This is a genomic window from Bradyrhizobium sp. HKCCYLS3077 (assembly GCF_051167555.1).
Taxonomy (GTDB): domain Bacteria; phylum Pseudomonadota; class Alphaproteobacteria; order Rhizobiales; family Xanthobacteraceae; genus Bradyrhizobium.
This window is the reverse complement of the sequence record NZ_JBNPTH010000001.1, coordinates 367,527-385,349: the sequence shown is the minus strand read 5'-3', so window position 1 is coordinate 385,349 and position 17,823 is coordinate 367,527. Positions and strand designations below refer to the sequence as shown.

Sequence of the window (17,823 nt, the reverse complement as noted above, 5' to 3'; positions counted from 1 at the left end):
GGGGCACCGCTCTCGCACCAACGAAATCAGAACTCTAGATTTTTATATGACGTGATTGAGGGGAGCAAAGTTCAATCAGTATTCACACTGATGATCGCGGAGAGACTCGTGGAATTTGAAGATCCCGAGCTGTTGAACACGCTAGGCAACACGCAAGGCTGACCCCGATGTATGCGCGTCCTTTGTCCGAGATATTGCACCGCGCGCTCGCGGAGCCGGGAGCATTCGACGACACCCTCAAGCGGTTCGAGTCATTGCGGGGCTATGGTCTGCTGCCACGCGGACGAAAATTTGCAGGTGTTCGCCTTTCGGACGAACAGATCGCCAGCGTGGTGCTGGGCTTCGTACCAATATTGCCCGGATGGGCTGGACACGTATCGCTTGTCCTTGGCAACCTGTGCGCGGTCGGCGGACCGGCCTCCTCGTTCAGAGGCACGGCGACCTTGTTGGACTCCATAGCGTCCGTAATCGCAGAAGATGAGGCGTGCAGGTCGATTCTCAGCTTTTCGTTCTCGATTGCTCGGATCCGGAACGATGACGGCTATCATGCGAAGGCGCTGTTCCAAGAGGGTGAACTGCGAAAGACGGTCTCATACGTCTCCAAGATGGCGACCTCTCTGCTCAGCAAAGGCGCAGAAACCACCTATGATCATGATAGGATGGATGGTCCGTCCGCTCGGCAACTCGTTCTGGGGCGCGACTTCTTCACCCAGCTTCGCCGGGCCGTCTCACTTTCGCGGCAGCTCGATCTGCCGCTGAAGACGGACTGGCGAGAATATCAAACGGAAGAAGAGCGAGACGCCTTTCACAAGAGCCTTGGCGCACGCCACAATTCGCGTTTTCTGAATTTGGGTGTCGATACGCAGGCGGTTTGGCCGAAGGAGCCGACCCGTGTGCAATTTGCCGGCCGTCATTTCGTACTCTTCCCGAAGACGAAGGAGTTCTCGCATTCGATCAGCATCGACCTGGTCAACGAGCGCATTTCCGCCGAGGACGCCCGCACACTTCTCAATCGTTTCCTGAGCTTGCTAAGTTGGTGCGATGATAGCTACGCGGTGTTGGAGGACGGCTGGTCTGGCAATCCAATACCGGTGCCCGTCCAGCGCTCTGACGGAGCGTTCTCAACCACGCCAAATTGGGTGTTCTCCAGATCCATCCCCGACGACCCGGAATTGCTTCAGCGGCTGGCGTATTACAGAGAGGGACTAAATGCTCGTCACGCGGGCTTGGTCACCTTCGAGGTGTTAAGTTTCTTCAAGGTTTTCGAAAGACGATCAAGGACAAAGGCAGGCGAGCAGAATTCGACCAAGCTCTGGATCAAGAACGTCTTCGCGGAGGTTTCTGCGTCACTCCGGCCAGAGATACTTTCGCGGTTTGACGCCGACCGAAACGGCAAGGACGTTGAGAAGTATATCTTCGACAATTGCCGGGTAGCGACGGCACACGCCTCTGAGTCCTTTCCGTCCGATGCCGACGCGTCGCCCGAGCTGCGGCGTCTCTACTCGGCCGCCGAGGTCACCTTCGCCCTCGCCCGACACTTCATTCAAACGGAATACAAGTTGTCCAAAATCTCCTACTCGGATGAACTTGCACACGATCGCGGCGATCCTTTGCCGGAGATGCCGAAAGCCGATATTGGCGATGCTCGCGAAGGTCCGGCGAGGCCGCAGTAATATTCGATAGGATTACAGTAGTTGGTCTATTGCGATGCCGCTATTTACCCGACGACGCCTCCAATTGATGCTGGATGAGCTATATCCCGTGTTGGGTGACGCTAAGACCCGCGACTTGCTCAATCGTCTCGAAGACAAGCGCGTCGAACAGGCATTGCCGGCGGAAATGGAATTGGGTCTTCTTTGGGCAATCGGCCAAATGGGAGAACTCGAAATCGAGCCCGAATGGTGGGGAGGCGGCAACCGTCCCGACGCCTACACTGAACAACTCGTGCCCGGAAAGCCCTGCGCCATCGAAATTGCCGCAACAAGCGATAATGCCATTTCAGGCGAAGAGGCGATGGACAATGTTGCGATTGCCATCGGTCAGTTCGCGGATCGCTTTTGCAAGGGCATCAGCACATTTCTCTACTACCGGTTCGGAGAAGAACACGGCTACGAAAATGGGCGCTACTTTCGTCGGCGGCTGGCGCCTCTGGACTATGCGCTTTCCGAGAATGCAGCGAAACTGATCGAGGATTGGATCGCAAGCGGCCCTGCCAGTAGCACCAGGCTGCATATTGTCGAACCCGGCCTCGACGTTGAGATCGAACGCTCTGCGCATAGGCAGATCCGCTATCATAATGTCTGGTCGAGTATGCCTCCGGAAACCCACTCGATAGACGATAACCCTCTCTATAAGGTGCTGAAGCGAAAGGCCGCGCAATTGAAGGGCGGACATGGCGATACGCTCAGATTTATCTTTCTGACCGACGTTGGCTCCGCACTATTGAACCGCCTGGGCCACTTTGGTGAGATCGATCACACCCGTCGACGTGTTTCCGGAAGTGAGATTCTTTCCCGGTTTATGCAGGCGCACAAGGATCGGGTCGACGCGATTGTGGTGTTCGCGCCGCAGCGCCCTCAGCAGTCTTTGACACTCAATCGAGAGATAAAGTGGTCTGCAACATTCTTCGGGCGGGCCGGATTCGACATCCCGCCGGAGGGCCTCAATCGGATCGTTAGAGCACTTCCGCGTCCACGGTTCGAAGGCTACCAGGCACGGTCCCTGTTTCGACAGGGCGCTTTCTCGCCAAAACGCAGAGGTTGGTATTTGGGCATGTCGATTGAGGTGACGATGAAGGATTTCAAGGCGAAAGTACCGGCCCGCGCCTTTCTCGATTTCCTGGCGGGTCGCATCTCTGTTGACCAGTTCCGCCACTTCATCGGCCAACAAAAGGGCGATCCGAACTTGTTTGAGAGCTGGCTGAACCAAGGCTTTACACTGTCCAGGGTTGAAATGTCGCCACGCAACGTCGACGAGGATGACGATCATCTCGTCCTGCATTTCAGTGACGACCCCGCGGCACGAGCGCTGAGGATCAATCAGACAGTTACAGAATAGTGAGTCAAGGAGCAGCGGGTAGGTTCGACACGATGTTATACGGCGCGCCGGCCCTGCCTATCGGTCTCTCGTAAACTGAGCCACGTTTTACGCGTCGGCTGGCCGTACGGCTTCCATCCCTCGCGCAGAAAAACTGAGGCTTGCCACCTCTGTCGTCAAGGCAACCCTAGGAGGGAAAAGCGGTGGACCGCGCCGTCATCCCAGATCACGTAGTCCGTGCTTTTAGGTTCGGCGCCTTCGACAACGCGTTTGCTGAGCGTAGGCATGGATTTTCTCTCCCCCGAAGCTCGTCTCCCGCGTAAGCACCACGTAAGCACTTGGAGGAAAGCCGGAGCGTGTCGCAGGATACGGCCGGCGGAGGCTCATTCCAGTTTCGATAATGATTAGAGTGTGATATCTTAGCAATAGATGTCCTGGCGTTTTCTCGCGCAGAACAACTAAAAATGTTCCGAAGGCAAAGGTCACACGTTCGAATCGTGTCGGGTGCGCCAGCGCTAACCAGTTAGATTGACTGGTTTTTTAGCCAGGCGCTCGCAGCTTCTGATCAGCCACGAAGCCCAGTCCGTCACAGCCACGTCACCGCCTGTTTGTTGCACCTTGCCCTGCGACGACCTCCGCCGGTCGGATCGTTTTTCGGTCACTGCTGTCCACGACACGCGACGTTGGTAACGGGCACGACGATCAATTCCGCCCGTGTTCGGAAGCTCCGGATGAACCGCGCTGTCTGATTGGCTTGCGCGACACCGGCAACCTTGAAGCGCCGTTTGCCGAGAAGCGCTTGCACCCAGGACAGCGCCCGAGCGCCGTTGTCGATCCATCTCGACAGAGTTTTGGTTCCATTGCGCAAGAGCCGCTCGAGCGTTGCGCCGGGACGAGTTCGTTTGTGCCAGCGTGCTGCGGCCGCTCGTCCGGCGCCGGCCATCGACCGAACCGCCGGAAGCCGCAATCCCGCGATTCTCCGCAGTTCTCCGTAATTCGACGGAGGGCGCGTATCCCTGATCGTTAACCATGATCTTTCACGTTTCCGGTCGATCAATTCGGTTTTGCAGTCGTGATTGCGGGTGGCGTGATGGTGACGAGGCGCTTGGGAGTCCTTGCTGCTCTGGCAGACATTGTCTGTCTTGGCGCGGGGATCGGCCTCGCGGCGCTGTTCACGCAGCCCGCGGTCGCACAGATCCCTCAGCCAAGCCAGGTGACCCCCGAGACTCTCCGGCCGGACGCCGCGCCGAGGTCCCCGTCTCTGATCGTACCAGGACCGTCTGCGATCACGGCGCCCGCCGGCAGCGCCAACCTGACCGTGATCATCGACAGCTTCGTCGTCGACGACGAGTTCGCCGAACTCGCACCGGTCACCACGGCCATCGCTGAGCGCATCATCGGCCGGCCTGTCAGCCTCGCCGAGATCTATGCAACGGCTGCCGCACTGGAACGCAGCTATGTCGCGAGCGGCTTCCCATTGGCGCGCGTGATCGTTCCGCCGCAACACCTGGTCAATCACGGCCGGCTTCGCTTCGTGGTCGTCGACGGCTTCATCGAGAGCGTCGACGTTGAAGGCGTCGATGCTCGCGTGCGCCGCGTGGTGAGCGAGCGCAGCGCGGTCCTCATCGGGCGGCGCCGCCTCAGGCTCGACGCACTGGAGCGCGCGCTGCTCGTCGCCGGCGACGTGCCCGGCCTCAGGCTGACGAGCACGCTCGACCGCGGCCAAAGCGATGGCGGCGTTCGTCTCGTGCTCGAAGGCACCTATCAGCCGATCTCGGGCTCGCTCGGCTTCGATGATCGACTGTCGCATACGCTCGGGACCTGGCAATCGCGCGCGACGTTCAGCCTCAACAGCGTGTTCGGAGCCGGCGAACAGATCTATGCGACCGCCGGGGCAGCGGCCAATATCGATCTCGGCGTCGACGGGAGATCCCCCCTCTCGATCTATGGCGGCGGCCTCGTCGTGCCGATCGGCACCGATGGTTTCACGCTCAATCCCGAATACACCCGCTCCATCACGCGCACGGCGGCCGCATCGGGTCTCCCGGCCTCGCTCGGCAGCTTCGAGCGCTATGTGGTCCGCGTCCGCGAGCCGATCGACCTGACGCGTAACGCCTCGCTCTACATCAACGCGGCGTTCGAAATGATCGATCAGCAACTGTCGGCGCCAGACTTCGCGACGCGACTCAATCACGATCACTACGCCGTGCTGCGAGGCGGCACCGACTATGCCGGCGTTCTGCCGTGGGGCGCGAACTGGCAGCTGACCGCGTCGGCGTCGAAGGGGCTCGGTGGCCGCTCGTCCCGCGATGCTGCGGCGTCCGGCATTCCCTTGTCACGACAGGGCGCCGGCCCTGACTTCACCAAGGTCTCGGCAAGCGCGCGCTTCGTCCAGCCCCTGGCACTCGGGCTCCGTTTCGATGTGATGGCCTCGGGACAGTTCACGGGCGGCACGCCTCAGATGCGTCCGGAGCAGATCTCGCTCGACGGCAGCGATCAGATGTCGGCCTTTGCGTCCGGCACCTTCACCGCCGACCAGGGCATCGTCCTGCGCAGCGAATTGACGCGGCCGTTCCGCGTGACGTGGGGCGGCATCAATGCGGGGGTCTCTCCCTATCTGTTCGGGGCCGTCGGCCACGGCTGGCTGGCGCAGGCGACCGCCGTGGAGCAACCGAGCTTCACCGCCGAGTCCTTCGGTCTCGGGGTCCGCACGGGCCTGGAGTCCAGGGCGGGAGGGCCGACCGGCAGTCTGACGCTGGAGCTGGCCCGAGGCTTCACCGACCTCGCCGGCGTGAAGGCGGGATGGCGCACCAACATTGTTGCCGCGTCGGTGTTCTGAATGCGTACCAAGGATCCAAGCCGCATCCTGGCGAGCGTGCGAATCGCCCTGCTCGGCTGCACGTCCGTGCTGGCGCTGTCCGGACGCGTGCAGGCGCAGGCCGTGCTGCCACGCGGCGGATCGGCGGCCTCCGGCCAGGTCAGCATCACCACGCCCACGATGAATTCCATGACCATCCGGCAATCCTCCGACAGGGCGGTCGTCAATTGGGACAGCTTCTCGGTCGGAAGCGGCGCCAACGTGAACTTCGTGCAGCCCGACGCGCATGCCTCCATCCTCAACCGCGTCACCGGACAAGCTCCGTCCTCCATCGCCGGGCGGGTCACCGCCAACGGGCAGGTCTTCCTGGTCAATCCGAACGGCATCGCGATCACGCCGACCGGATCGGTCGAGGTCGGCGGCGGCTTCGTCGCATCGACGCTGGACATCCGCGACAGCGATTTCATGTCGGGCGCGCTGAGCTTCAGCGGCAAGGGAGCGTCGGCCGCAGTCAGCAATGCCGGCACGATCGCGGGCGCGCCGGGATCCTTCGTCGGCCTGCTCGGCGGCAAGGTGTCGAACAGCGGTACGATCAATGTTCCGCTCGGCTCGGTCGGCCTCGGCGCTGGCGAGAAGATCACGCTGAACCCGACCGGCGACGGCTTCCTGCAGGTCGTCGCTCCTACCAGCGCTGCCACCGCAGACGGCAAGGCGTTGATCGACGTGTCCGGCAAGATCCGCGCGGCGGGCGGGACGGTCGAGATCCGCGCCGCAACCGCGCAGCAGGCCTTCCACAACGTCGTCAACGTCTCCGGACGAATCCGCGCGACGACCGTCAGGGGGCGGCCCGGCAACATCTTCATCGACGGCGCAGGCGGCGCGGTGACGGTCAGCGGCAAGCTTGCAGCGTCAGGCGGCCGGCGCGGCCACGGCGGCAACGTGACGATCGGCGCCGCGAAGATCAATCTGCGCGGGGCCGGGATCGACGTGTCCGGCGCAAACGGCGGGGGCTCGGTCACCATCGGCGGCGGCGCGGGCGGAGCGGCGCTTCCCGGCCTGACCACAGCAAAGACTGTCTTCGTCGATGCGGCATCGACGATCAGGGCCGATGCAGGCCGCGCCGGGGATGCCGGTCGCATCACGCTCTGGTCGACGGATCTCACCCAATTTCTCGGCACCATCTCGGCGCGGGCCTTGGGCACCACGGGCAATGGCGGTAATGCCGAGGTCTCCGGCGGCGGTCTCATCTACGACGGCACCACGAACCTGCTGTCGGCGCATGGCCGTGCCGGGACGCTGCTGCTCGATCCCTACAACGTCACCATTTCCACCGGCGCGGATACCGGCACGTCCGGCTGGGTCGCCACCGCGAGCGGCGCCAACATCAACACCTCGACGCTGCAGACCGCGCTGGCGACGGCAAACGTCACGGTATCGACCGGCGCGGGCGGATCGGAAGCGGGCAACATCACCGTCTCCAATCCGCTGAGCTGGAGCGCCAACACGACCCTGACGCTGAACGCGGCCAACGGCATCATCCTCAATGCGGGCGTCACCGCTTCGGGCGCGTCGAGCGGCCTCACGCTCACTGCGAATGGCACCAGTGGGATTTCCGGGAGCGGCGGCATCAACCATGCCGGCTCTCTGGTTCTCAACGTCGCCGCCGGGGGCTCGGGCACATTGTCCGGCGCGATCTCGGGCGGAGGAGGCCTGACATTCAACGGTCCGGGAAGCGTCACCCTGTCGGGGACCAATACCTATTCCGGCGCCACCACCGTCAACAGCGGCACGCTGCAGATCGGCGGCTCCGGCGCGCTCGGCTCGGGAAACTATACCGGCAGCCTCGCACTCGCGAGCGGCGCCCTGCTGCAATATTCCTCCAGCGCCGCACAAACGCTGTCGGGGACGATCTCAGGCGCGGGCGCGCTGACCAAGGACAGCAGCACCGCCTCGACACTGACGCTGTCCGGCACCAACACCTATTCCGGCGCGACCACCGTCAATGCCGGTACGCTGCAGATCGGCGGCTCCGGCTCGCTCGGGTCGGGAAACTATGCCGGCAGCCTCGCACTCGCGAGCGGAGCCCTGCTGCAATATTCCTCCAGCGCCGCACAGACCCTGTCGGGGACGATCTCAGGCGCCGGCGCGCTGACCAAGGACAGCAGCACCACCTCGACACTGACGCTGTCCGGCACCAACACCTACTCCGGCACGACCACCGTCAATGCCGGCACGCTGCAGATCGGCGGCTCCGGCTCGCTCGGGTCGGGAAACTACGCCGGCAGCCTCGCACTCGCGAGCGGCGCGCTGCTGCAATATTCCTCCAGCGCCGCGCAGACCCTGTCGGGGACGATCTCGGGCGCGGGCGCGCTGACCAAGGACAGCAGCGCCGCCTCGACACTGACGCTGACCGGCACCAACACCTATTCCGGCACGACCACCGTGACGGCCGGCACGCTGGCGTTCGACACCGAGCTGTCACTCTACAACAACACACCTTCGAGCTGGACGGCGACGAACATCATCGTCGGCTCCGGCGCGACGCTGGCATTGGCCTATGGTGGCAGCGGGCAGTTCACGTCGTCGGACGTGCAGACCATCAGTGGCCTCGGCACCTCCAGCGGCGGCTTCAAGAGCGGCGCGTTCCTCGGGCTCGACACGACGAGCGGCAACGCCACCTACGGCAATGCGATCGCCAATACCAATTCCGGCAACAACACGCTGGGCGTGGTCAAGCTGGGCGGCAACACGCTGACGCTCTCGGGCTCCAACACCTATGGCGGCGCAACGACCATAAACGGCGGAACGCTGCAGATTGGATCCGCCGGTTCGCTCGGCTCCGGAACGTATGCCGGCAGCATCTCGACGGCATTGGGTACGACGTTCGAATACTCCTCGAGCACTGCGCAAACCCTCTCGGGCGTGATCTCCGGCGCCGGGGCGCTGACCAAGGACACCGCGAATTCGACGCTGACGCTGACCGGCACCAATACCTACAGCGGCGCAACGACGCTGAATGCCGGCACGCTGCAGATCGGTGGCGGCGGATCGCTGGGTGCGGGCAGCTATTCCGGCAGTCTAGCTCTCGCGAGCGGGACGGTGCTGCAATATTCATCGAGCGCCGCGCAGACCCTCTCGGGCGTGATCTCCGGCGCCGGGGCGCTGACCAAGGACACCTCGAACGCGACGCTGACGCTGACCGGCACCAACACCTATGGCGGCGCAACGACACTCAATGCCGGCACGCTGCAGATCGGCGGCAGCGGATCGCTCGGCAACGGCAGCTACGCCGGCAGCATCGCCACGTCGTCCGGTACGACCCTGCAATATTCGTCGAGCGCGGCGCAGACGCTGTCCGGCTCCATCTCCGGCTCCGGCAGGGTCCTGAAGGATACCAACTCGTCGACCCTGAATCTGACCGGGACCAATACCTACAGCGGTACCACGACGGTCACGGCGGGCACGCTGGAGTTCGGCAACGAGGTCTCGCTCTACAACAACAATCAGGCCGACTGGACCGCCAGCAAGATCATCGTGGGCTCAGGCGCCACGCTGGGGCTGGCCTATGCCGGCAGCGGTCAGTTCACCTCGTCCGACGTGCACAGCCTCAGCGCTCTCGGCACCGGCAGCGGCGGCTTCGCGAACGGCGCGTTCCTCGGGCTCAATACTTCGAGCGGCAGCGCCAGCTATTCCAATGCGATCGCCAACACCAATGGGGGCAACAACGCACTCGGGCTGGTGAAGCTCGGCACCAACACGCTGACGCTGACCGGAACCAACACCTATACCGGCAACACGACGGTGAGCGGAGGAACGTTGCAGATCGGTTCGTCCGGTTCGCTGGGCTCGGGCAGCTATGCCGGAAACGTCGCGATCGGCTCGGGAGCCGCCCTGCAATACTCGTCGAGCACGGCGCAGACCCTGTCCGGCGTGATCTCCGGCGGTGGCAACCTGACCAAGGACACATCGTCGTCGACCCTGGTCCTCACAGGCACCAACACCTACAGCGGCAACACGACGATCTCGGACGGCAAGCTGCAGGTGAGCAGCAGCGGCTCACTCGGTGCGGGGTCCTACGCGGGCAACATCTCGATCGCGTCCGGCAGCCTGTTCGACTACTCCTCGAGCGCGGCGCAGACCCTTTCGGGCGTCGTTTCCGGCGCGGGCGCCGTCACCAAGGACACCAGCTCGTCCTCGACCCTGACGCTGTCCGGCACCAACACCTATGGCGGCACGACCACGGTCTCGGCCGGCACGCTGCAGATCGGCGGCTCCGGCTCGCTCGGCGCCGGCGCCTACACCGGCAGCATCGCCACGTCGTCCGGTACGACCTTCCAATATTCGTCGAGCGCGGCGCAGACGCTATCCGGCTCCATCTCCGGCTCCGGCAGCGTTCTGAAGGACACCAACTCCTCGACCCTGACGCTGACCGGCACCAACACCTACAGCGGCACCACGACGGTCACGGCGGGCACGCTGGAATTCGGCAACGAGGTCTCGCTCTACAACAACACGCCGTCGAACTGGACCGCGTCCAACATCATCGTCGGCGCCGGCGCGACGCTCGCGCTCGCCTATGGCGGCGCCGGCCAGTTCACGTCGTCCGACGTCCAGAGCATCAGCAGTCTCGGCACGGCGTCAGGTGGCTTCAAGAACGGCGCGTTCCTCGGCCTGGACACGGCGAGCGGCAGCGTCAGCTACGCCAATGCCATTGCCAACACCAATGCGGGCAGCAACGCGCTCGGACTGGTGAAGCTGGGCGCCAACACGTTGACCCTGACCGGAACCAGCAGCTACACCGGCAACACGATCATCTCGGCCGGCACGCTGCAGATCGGCTCCGCCGGCTCGCTCGGGTCGGGAACCTATGCCGGCGGCATCGCGATCGCGAGCGGCGCCAATTTCGAGTACTCCTCCAGCTCGGCACAGACGCTCTCCGGCGTGGTGTCAGGCTCCGGCACCCTGACCAAGGATACCAGCGCGTCGACGACGCTCATCCTGACCGGCACCAATACCTATAGCGGAGCAACCACGGTCAACGCCGGGACGCTGCAGATCGGCGGCTCGGGATCGCTGGGCTCCGGCGCCTATGCAGGCAGCCTCGCGCTCGCGAGCGGCGCGCTGTTTCGATATTCCTCCAGCGCTGCCCAGACCCTGTCGGGGGCGATCAGCGGCGGCGGCACCGTGACCAAGGATACCAGCGCAATCTCGACGCTCACCCTGTCGGGCGGCAACAGCTACACCGGGGGCACCAATCTCGTCGCCGGCATCGTCAATGCCGGCAGCAGCACGGCGCTCGGACCATCCGGCGTGGTCAGCTTCACCGGCGGCACGCTGCAATACAGCGCAGCCAACCAGGTCGACTATTCCGGTCGCTTCAACGCAGGACAGAACTGGATCATCGACACCAACGGCCAGAACGTCAGCTATGCCACGGCCCTGGCCGGCTCCGGCACCCTGAACAAGCTTGGATCGGGCACGCTCACGCTGTCCGGGACCAACACATACAGCGGAGCGACCGCGATCTCGGCCGGCACCTTGCAGGTGGGCGGCTCCGGCTCGCTCGGCTCGGGCGCCTATGCCGGCGCGATCTCGATCGGGAGCGGCGCGAGCCTGCAATATTCCTCCAGCGCCGCACAGACGCTGTCGGGCAACATGTCCGGGACGGGCTCGATCATCAAGGACACCAGTGCCGCGTCGACGCTGACGCTGTCCGGGACGAATTCCTACACCGGGACGACGCAGGTGACGGCCGGCACGCTGCAGGCCGGCTCCGGCTCGGCCTTCGGCAGCAATTCCGCCGTGACCGTCGGCGCCTCGTCCCTTCTCGATCTCGCCGGCTATTCCAGCACGATCGGCTCGCTCGCAGGCGCCGGCACGGTCACCAACAGCACGGCGTCGGCCGTCACGCTCACGAACGGCGGCAACAACGCGTCAACGACGTTCTCCGGCGTGATCCAGAACGGCAGCGGGACGGTGTCGCTGACACAGAACGGGACCGGCACCCTGACGCTGTCCGGGACCAACACCTACAGCGGCGCGACCGCGATCGCCGCCGGCCAGTTGCAGATCGGCTCGGCCGGCTCGCTCGGCTCGGGCACCTACGGCGGCAGCATCTCGATCGGTTCAGGCGCGAAGCTGCAATATTCCTCCAGCGCGGCGCAGACCCTGTCGGGCGCGATTTCCGGTGCAGGAGGCGTCACCAAGAACAGCAGCACGAGTTCGACGCTGACACTGGCCGGCGCCAACACCTACACGGGCACCACGACGGTGAGCGCGGGCACGCTCAATCTGAGCGGCTCCTGGAATGTCGGCTCGGCAACCGCGACGACCAGCGTCGGGTCGGGTGCGACCCTCTCGGGGACCGGCACGATCACGGCGGCGACACTGTCCCATTCCGGCGCCGGCACGATCAACCTGTCGGGCAACAATGCCGTCAACACGATCACGACGTCCGGATCGATCGGGGCCTTCGGCTTCACGGATGCGGTGGCGCTTGCGCTGGGCTCGATCGCCTCCACAGGCCAGGTCACCGTGACGACGACGGGTGGCGCCAACCTCAGCGTCGCCAGCAACGCCGCACTGACCTCGTCGGCTTCCGGCACTGCGATCTCGCTGGTGTCCAGCGGCAATCTTACGCTCGGGAGCGGCGCCACCGTGAGTTCGGCAAGCCCCGTGCTCGCGGCCGCAAATCAGTTCATCAACAATTCCGGCAGCGGCGCCGTGACGGCGTCGTCGGGGCGTTGGCTGATCTATTCCAGCGCTCCCGGCAGCGATACGTTCGGCAGCCTCAACAGCAACAACACCGCGATCTGGAACGCGACCTATGGCAGCCAGCCTCCCGGCAGCGTCGGCGCCGCGGGTAACCGCTATCTCTTCGCCTATCAGCCGACGCTGACCTTCGCCTCGAGCAGCACGACCAAGACCTACGGCGTCGACGCCACCGCAATTGTCGCGTCGGCCTACACCGTCTCGGGCTACCAGTCCGCCGTCGCCAACGTCTTTCTCGGCGACAACGCGGCTTCGTCCTATAGCGGCAATCCCGCCGTGACATCGTCGGGCTCGGCGGCAGGCGCCGGCGTATCGGGCGGCCCCTATGGCATCAGCGTCGCCGCGGGATCGCTCGCGGCGACATCGGGCTATGCCTTGAACTACAACAGTGCCGGCAGTCTCACTGTGACGCCGGCGACGCTGACCGTCACGGCGACATCAGGCCAAGGCAAGGTCTACGGCACGGTCGATCCGACCCTCATTTATGGCGTCAGTGGCTTCGTCAACGGCGACACCTCGGCGGTGCTGTCGGGGACGCTGAGCCGCGCCGCCGGCGAAAACGTCGGCAGCTACGCGATCGGTCAGGGCAGCCTGTCGGCGGGATCGAACTACAGCATCGGCTATGCCGGCGCCAACTTCGCGATCACGCCAGCGCCGCTCACGGTGACGGCAACATCAGGCCAGGGCAAGGTCTACGGCGCGGTCGATCCGACCCTCATTTATGGCGTCAGCGGCCTCGTCAACGGCGATACCTCGGCGGTGCTGTCGGGGACGCTGAGCCGCGCCGCCGGCCAGAATGTCGGCAGCTACGCGATCGGTCAGGGCAGCCTGGCGGCGGGATCGAACTACAGCATCCTCTATACCGGCGCCAACTTCGCGATCACGCCCGCGCCGCTCACGGTGACGGCGACGTCAGGCCAGGGCAAGGTCTACGGCGCGGTCGATCCGACCCTCATTTATGGCGTCAGCGGCTTCGTCAACGGCGACACCGCGGCGGTGCTGTCGGGGACACTTAATCGCGCCGCCGGCGAGAACGTCGGCAGCTACGCGATCGGCCAGGGCAGCCTGGCGGCGGGATCGAACTACAGCATCCTCTATACCGGCGCCAACTTCGCGATCACGCCCGCGCCGCTCACGGTGACGGCGACGTCAGGCCAGGGCAAGGTCTACGGCGCGGTCGATCCGACCCTCATTTATGGCGTCAGCGGCTTCGTCAACGGCGACACCGCGGCGGTGCTGTCGGGGACGCTGAGCCGCGCCGCCGGCCAGAATGTCGGCAGCTACGCGATCGGTCAGGGCAGCCTGTCGGCGGGATCGAACTACAGCATCGGCTACACCGGCGCCAATTTCGCGATCACGCCGGCCCCGCTCACGGTGACCGCGCTCGGCGGCTCATCGCGCTACGGCGTGTCGCCGGCCAATCCAGGCCTGTCCGCCGCCGGCCTGCAGAATGGCGACACAGTCGCCGCGCTGAGCGGTCTTGGCAACTCCTTCGGGATCACGGCGACATCGGCTGCCGGCCAATACGTCCTGAACGTCACGGGATCGCTGACCAATCCGAACTATACTCTCGTTGCGACGAATAGCGGCGTCTGGACCGTTGTTGCACCACCTCCGGCACCGCCGAAGCTAACACCGCCGACCGATCCCGCCGCAAATTACTGGCCCAGCATCGTCGCGCAGATCGACTACCTTCCTTGCGCGAACAGCGAGTCAGCTGGCTGCGTCGGCCCGGCGCTTCATCACACGGAGCGGAACACGCCGCCCCTCCTGAACGGATCGCAGCGTCGGTCGAACCGCTAGCAACGTCATCTCCGGCGCGAAGATGGAGCGAAAGGAAGATCGGCATGCCGATCATCGGCGCGGATGTCATCCGTTCGGATGACACGCTGATCCTCTTCGGCATGGGAGCCTTGCGCCGCCGCGACAAGCGCGTGCATTCGGCGGCGATCTGCTTCAAACTTGGGTAGTGTCAGAAGAGCGGGCCGGCCGATGTCGGCTGCTCCTCGTCGGTGGATGCGTGTTGATGCGGTCGAGCTGGTGGAATGGACTGATCGGGCTTCTCGTGGCGGCCGCGCTGGTGCCGGCGGCGGCACAGAAGCTCGATATCGAAGCGGCGCAGAAGCGCTTCTCGGAACTCTATACGGCCGGCAACTATTCCGGCGCGCTCGCGCAGGCGCAGTCGACCGAGGCCGCGGCCAGACGTGCCGGCACCAACAACATCGCCTATGTCGTCGCGCTCAACGACCTCGCCCGTGCGCATCAGGAGCTCGGTCACTACACGACGGCAGCCGGCATGTTCGGCCGCGTCCTCGATGCCCTGCAAAAGAACATCCCGCCGTCCGACCCGCGCATCTCGCAGGCGCTGGCCAACCTCGCCACCGTCCAGCTCCTGCAGGGCAACAGTGGCGAGGCCGAAACGCTCTACAAGCGCGCCCTGGACATCGCGACCAAGTCGCTCGGCCCCAACGACCCCGCAGCGGTCAGGCTGATCGGCAATCTCGGAGACGTCTACACCAGCCAGGCGCGCCATGCGGAGGCGCAGTACCAGCGCGCGCTCGAGCTTGCCGAGAAGAACAACGGACCCAACAGCCTCCAGGTCGCCCTCGTTCTCAACAATCTCACCCGGCTGTATGAGGACCAGAGCCGCTTTGCGGAGGTGGAGAAGGCCACCAGGCGTGCGCTGGCGATCCGCGAGCAGGCGCTCGGCCCTGATCATCCCGACGTCGCCGCCAGTCTCAACAATCTCGCGCATGTCGACGAGCGCATCGGCCGCTATGCGGAGGCAGAAAGCCTCTACCGCCGGGCCATCGGGATCTGGGAAAAAGCCCTCGGCCCGAACCATCCGCGGCTTGCCACCTCGCTGCTCAATCTCGCCAGCGTCTATGCGGACGAGGACAGGTTCGACGAGGCCGAGGCGCTCTACAAGCGCGCGCTCGTCATCCGCGAGGCGGCGTTCGGCGCCAACAGTGTCGGCGTGGCCACGATCCTCAACAATCTCGCCGCGATTTACGAATCCCAGGAGCGCTATGGCGATGTCGAGACCTTCGCCAGGCGCGCGCTGGCGATCGCCGAGACGACGCTCGGAGCGGAGCATCCCGACACTGCGAAAGTGCTGCGCAAGCTCGGCGTGGCCTATGACGGGCTGCGCCGCTATGCCGAAGCGGATGCGCAGTTCAGGCGCGCGCTCGCCATCCTGACCAAGACGGTGGGCGCCGACCACCGCTTCCTTGCGACGGTGCTGATCAGCCAGGGCCACCTCTTCGAGCACCAGGGCCGCCCTGACGACGCGGAGCAGGCGTACAAGCGGGCGCTCGCGATCAACGAGAAATGGCGCGGCGTGAACCATCCGGAGGTGGCGCGCGGCTTCAACGATCTCGCGTCCCTGAGCCTGTCGCGGGACAGGCCAGCCGAGGCGGTCGCCTATTCCAGGAAGGCGACAGCTCGGATTCTGGCGCATGCGGATGAGGACATGTCGCCAGGCCTGCCGCCGGCCGACGGATCGGGCGGACTGATCGAGCAGCGCAGCGACATCTTCGTGACTCACGTGGCCGCATTGGCGGCTGCGGCCCGCGCGGACGCAAGCTCCAGCCACGCGGGCGGCCGCGAGGCGTTCGAGGTGGCGCAATGGGGCATCCAGTCATCGGCAGGCACAGCGCTGCAACAGCTCGGGCCGCGCTTCGCCGCCGGCAATGATGCGCTCGCCGCGCTGGTGCGCACCAACCAGGATCTCTCCGCCTATCTGCGCGATCGCAACAGGGCGCTGGTCTCGGCGCTGTCGACCCTCGACGGCGCATCGACGGCGGCGCGCGTCGACGACATCCGCAAGAGCATTGCCGACACCGAAAGCAAGCTGGCCGACAATGCCGCGCAGCTTCAACAGCAGTTTCCCGACTATGCGAAGCTGTCGGCGCCCAGGCCGCTGGCGGTCGAGGGCGCGCAGAAGCTGCTTGGACCGGACGAGGCGCTGCTGCTGTTTCTGACCGGCGACAAGGAGAGCTACGTCTTCGCGCTGACGGCGGAGGCTTTCGACTGGCGCACGCTGCCGACCGGCGGCGCCGACCTTGCCGCCGAGATCGTCAAATTCCGCAAGGGCCTGGACATCGACAACCCGCAGCCGTTCGACCTCGACCTCGCCTCCCGGATGTTCGCGCAGCTGATCGGTCCGGTCGACGGTCTCGTGAGGACCAAACGCAATCTGCTGGTGGTCTCGTCGGGCGCGCTGACCGCGCTGCCGTTTCACCTGCTCGTGACGGAGCCGCCACCCAAGGCGGCGGCGCCGTCCAGCAGCAAGACGCCCGGGCCGGACACGACGCCGTATCGCGATGCCGCGTGGCTGATCAAGCGCCAGGCGATCACGGTGCTGCCATCCGTCGGGAGCTTGCAGACGCTCCGCTCCTTCGTCCGGCGGGACTCGAACCAGAAGCCGATGATCGGATTTGGCGACCCCGTCTTCAGTGACGAGCAGGCGACGGGACAAAGCAGGGATCTCGGCCGCGCCAGGGGAATGGCACGCGCCTACACCGAATATTGGCGGGGCGCGGGTCTCGATCGCTCCGCGCTCGCATCGGCGCCGCGTCTTCCCGATACCGCGGACGAGCTCAAGGCGGTGGCGCGTGATCTCGGCGCGGCGCTGTCGGACATTCATCTCCGCCGCGACGCGAGCGTCACCACCGTCAAGCATGCGCCGCTGTCGGATTTTCGCATCGTCTATTTCGCCACCCACGGCCTCGTCGCCGGCGACGTCAAGGGCCTGGCCGAACCCGCGCTGCTGCTCAGCCTCCCCGCCCAACCGACCGAGGAGGACAATGGCCTGCTGACGGCGAGCGAGGCGGCGCAGCTCAAGCTCAATGCGGACTGGGTGGTACTGTCGGCCTGCAACACGGCCGCCGGCGACAAGCCCGGCGCGCAGGCGCTGTCAGGTCTGGCCCGCGCCTTCTTCTTCGCGGGAGCGCGCGCGCTGCTGGTCTCGCACTGGCCCGTGGATTCCGAGGCGGCGACGCGGCTGAACACGATGACCTTTGCCGCGCTCAAAGCCGATCCAACGCTCGGCCGCGCCGAGGCCCTGCGGCGCGCGATGCTCGCTTATCTCGATGACCGGACGTCGCGAACCAATGCCCATCCGGCGATCTGGGGTCCGTTCTCGCTGATCGGAGAAGGCGCCCGGCAATAGGCGCCCGCACGGGTGGCGCGCGTGG

The 17,823-nt window shown here is 65.1% G+C and carries 6 protein-coding genes; all 6 read left to right on the top strand.

Annotation, left to right across the window (positions count from 1 at the left end; all coding sequences use genetic code 11):
• Window positions 1–167: 167 nt before the first annotated feature.
• The 6 genes from mauJ (at window position 168) to ACQR0Z_RS01690 (ending at window position 17,798) form a co-directional block, all read left to right on the top strand.
• Window positions 168–1,673, top strand: a complete 1,506-nt coding sequence (mauJ, locus tag ACQR0Z_RS01715; RefSeq protein ID WP_434917480.1) for a methylamine utilization protein MauJ — start codon at window positions 168–170, stop codon at window positions 1,671–1,673.
• Window positions 1,674–1,740: 67 nt separating this feature from the next.
• Window positions 1,741–3,057, top strand: a complete 1,317-nt coding sequence (locus ACQR0Z_RS01710; RefSeq protein WP_434917479.1) for a hypothetical protein — start codon at window positions 1,741–1,743, stop codon at window positions 3,055–3,057.
• 1,192 nt (window positions 3,058–4,249) lie between these two features.
• Window positions 4,250–5,875, top strand: coding sequence for a ShlB/FhaC/HecB family hemolysin secretion/activation protein (locus ACQR0Z_RS01705; protein ID WP_434917478.1), 1,626 nt, complete (start codon window positions 4,250–4,252; stop codon window positions 5,873–5,875).
• Window positions 5,876–14,428 (top strand): autotransporter-associated beta strand repeat-containing protein, encoded by an 8,553-nt coding sequence (locus ACQR0Z_RS01700; protein ID WP_434917477.1) that lies wholly within the window; start codon window positions 5,876–5,878, stop codon window positions 14,426–14,428.
• A 44-nt stretch (window positions 14,429–14,472) separates the two neighbouring features.
• On the top strand, window positions 14,473–14,595 hold the full coding sequence (locus ACQR0Z_RS01695) for a hypothetical protein (RefSeq protein ID WP_434917476.1): 123 nt from the start codon (window positions 14,473–14,475) through the stop codon (window positions 14,593–14,595).
• Between the two features lie 56 nt (window positions 14,596–14,651).
• Window positions 14,652–17,798, top strand: a complete 3,147-nt coding sequence (locus tag ACQR0Z_RS01690) for a tetratricopeptide repeat protein (RefSeq protein ID WP_434917475.1) — start codon at window positions 14,652–14,654, stop codon at window positions 17,796–17,798.
• Window positions 17,799–17,823 lie beyond the last annotated feature (25 nt).

Coding starts and splice junctions, on each gene's coding strand:
- mauJ (WP_434917480.1), top strand. CDS start 168: ATGTATGCGCGTCCTTTGTCCGAGATATTGCACCGCGCGCTCGCGGAG.
- ACQR0Z_RS01710 (WP_434917479.1), top strand. CDS start 1,741: ATGCTGGATGAGCTATATCCCGTGTTGGGTGACGCTAAGACCCGCGAC.
- ACQR0Z_RS01700 (WP_434917477.1), top strand. CDS start 5,876: ATGCGTACCAAGGATCCAAGCCGCATCCTGGCGAGCGTGCGAATCGCC.
- ACQR0Z_RS01695 (WP_434917476.1), top strand. CDS start 14,473: ATGCCGATCATCGGCGCGGATGTCATCCGTTCGGATGACACGCTGATC.
- ACQR0Z_RS01690 (WP_434917475.1), top strand. CDS start 14,652: ATGCGGTCGAGCTGGTGGAATGGACTGATCGGGCTTCTCGTGGCGGCC.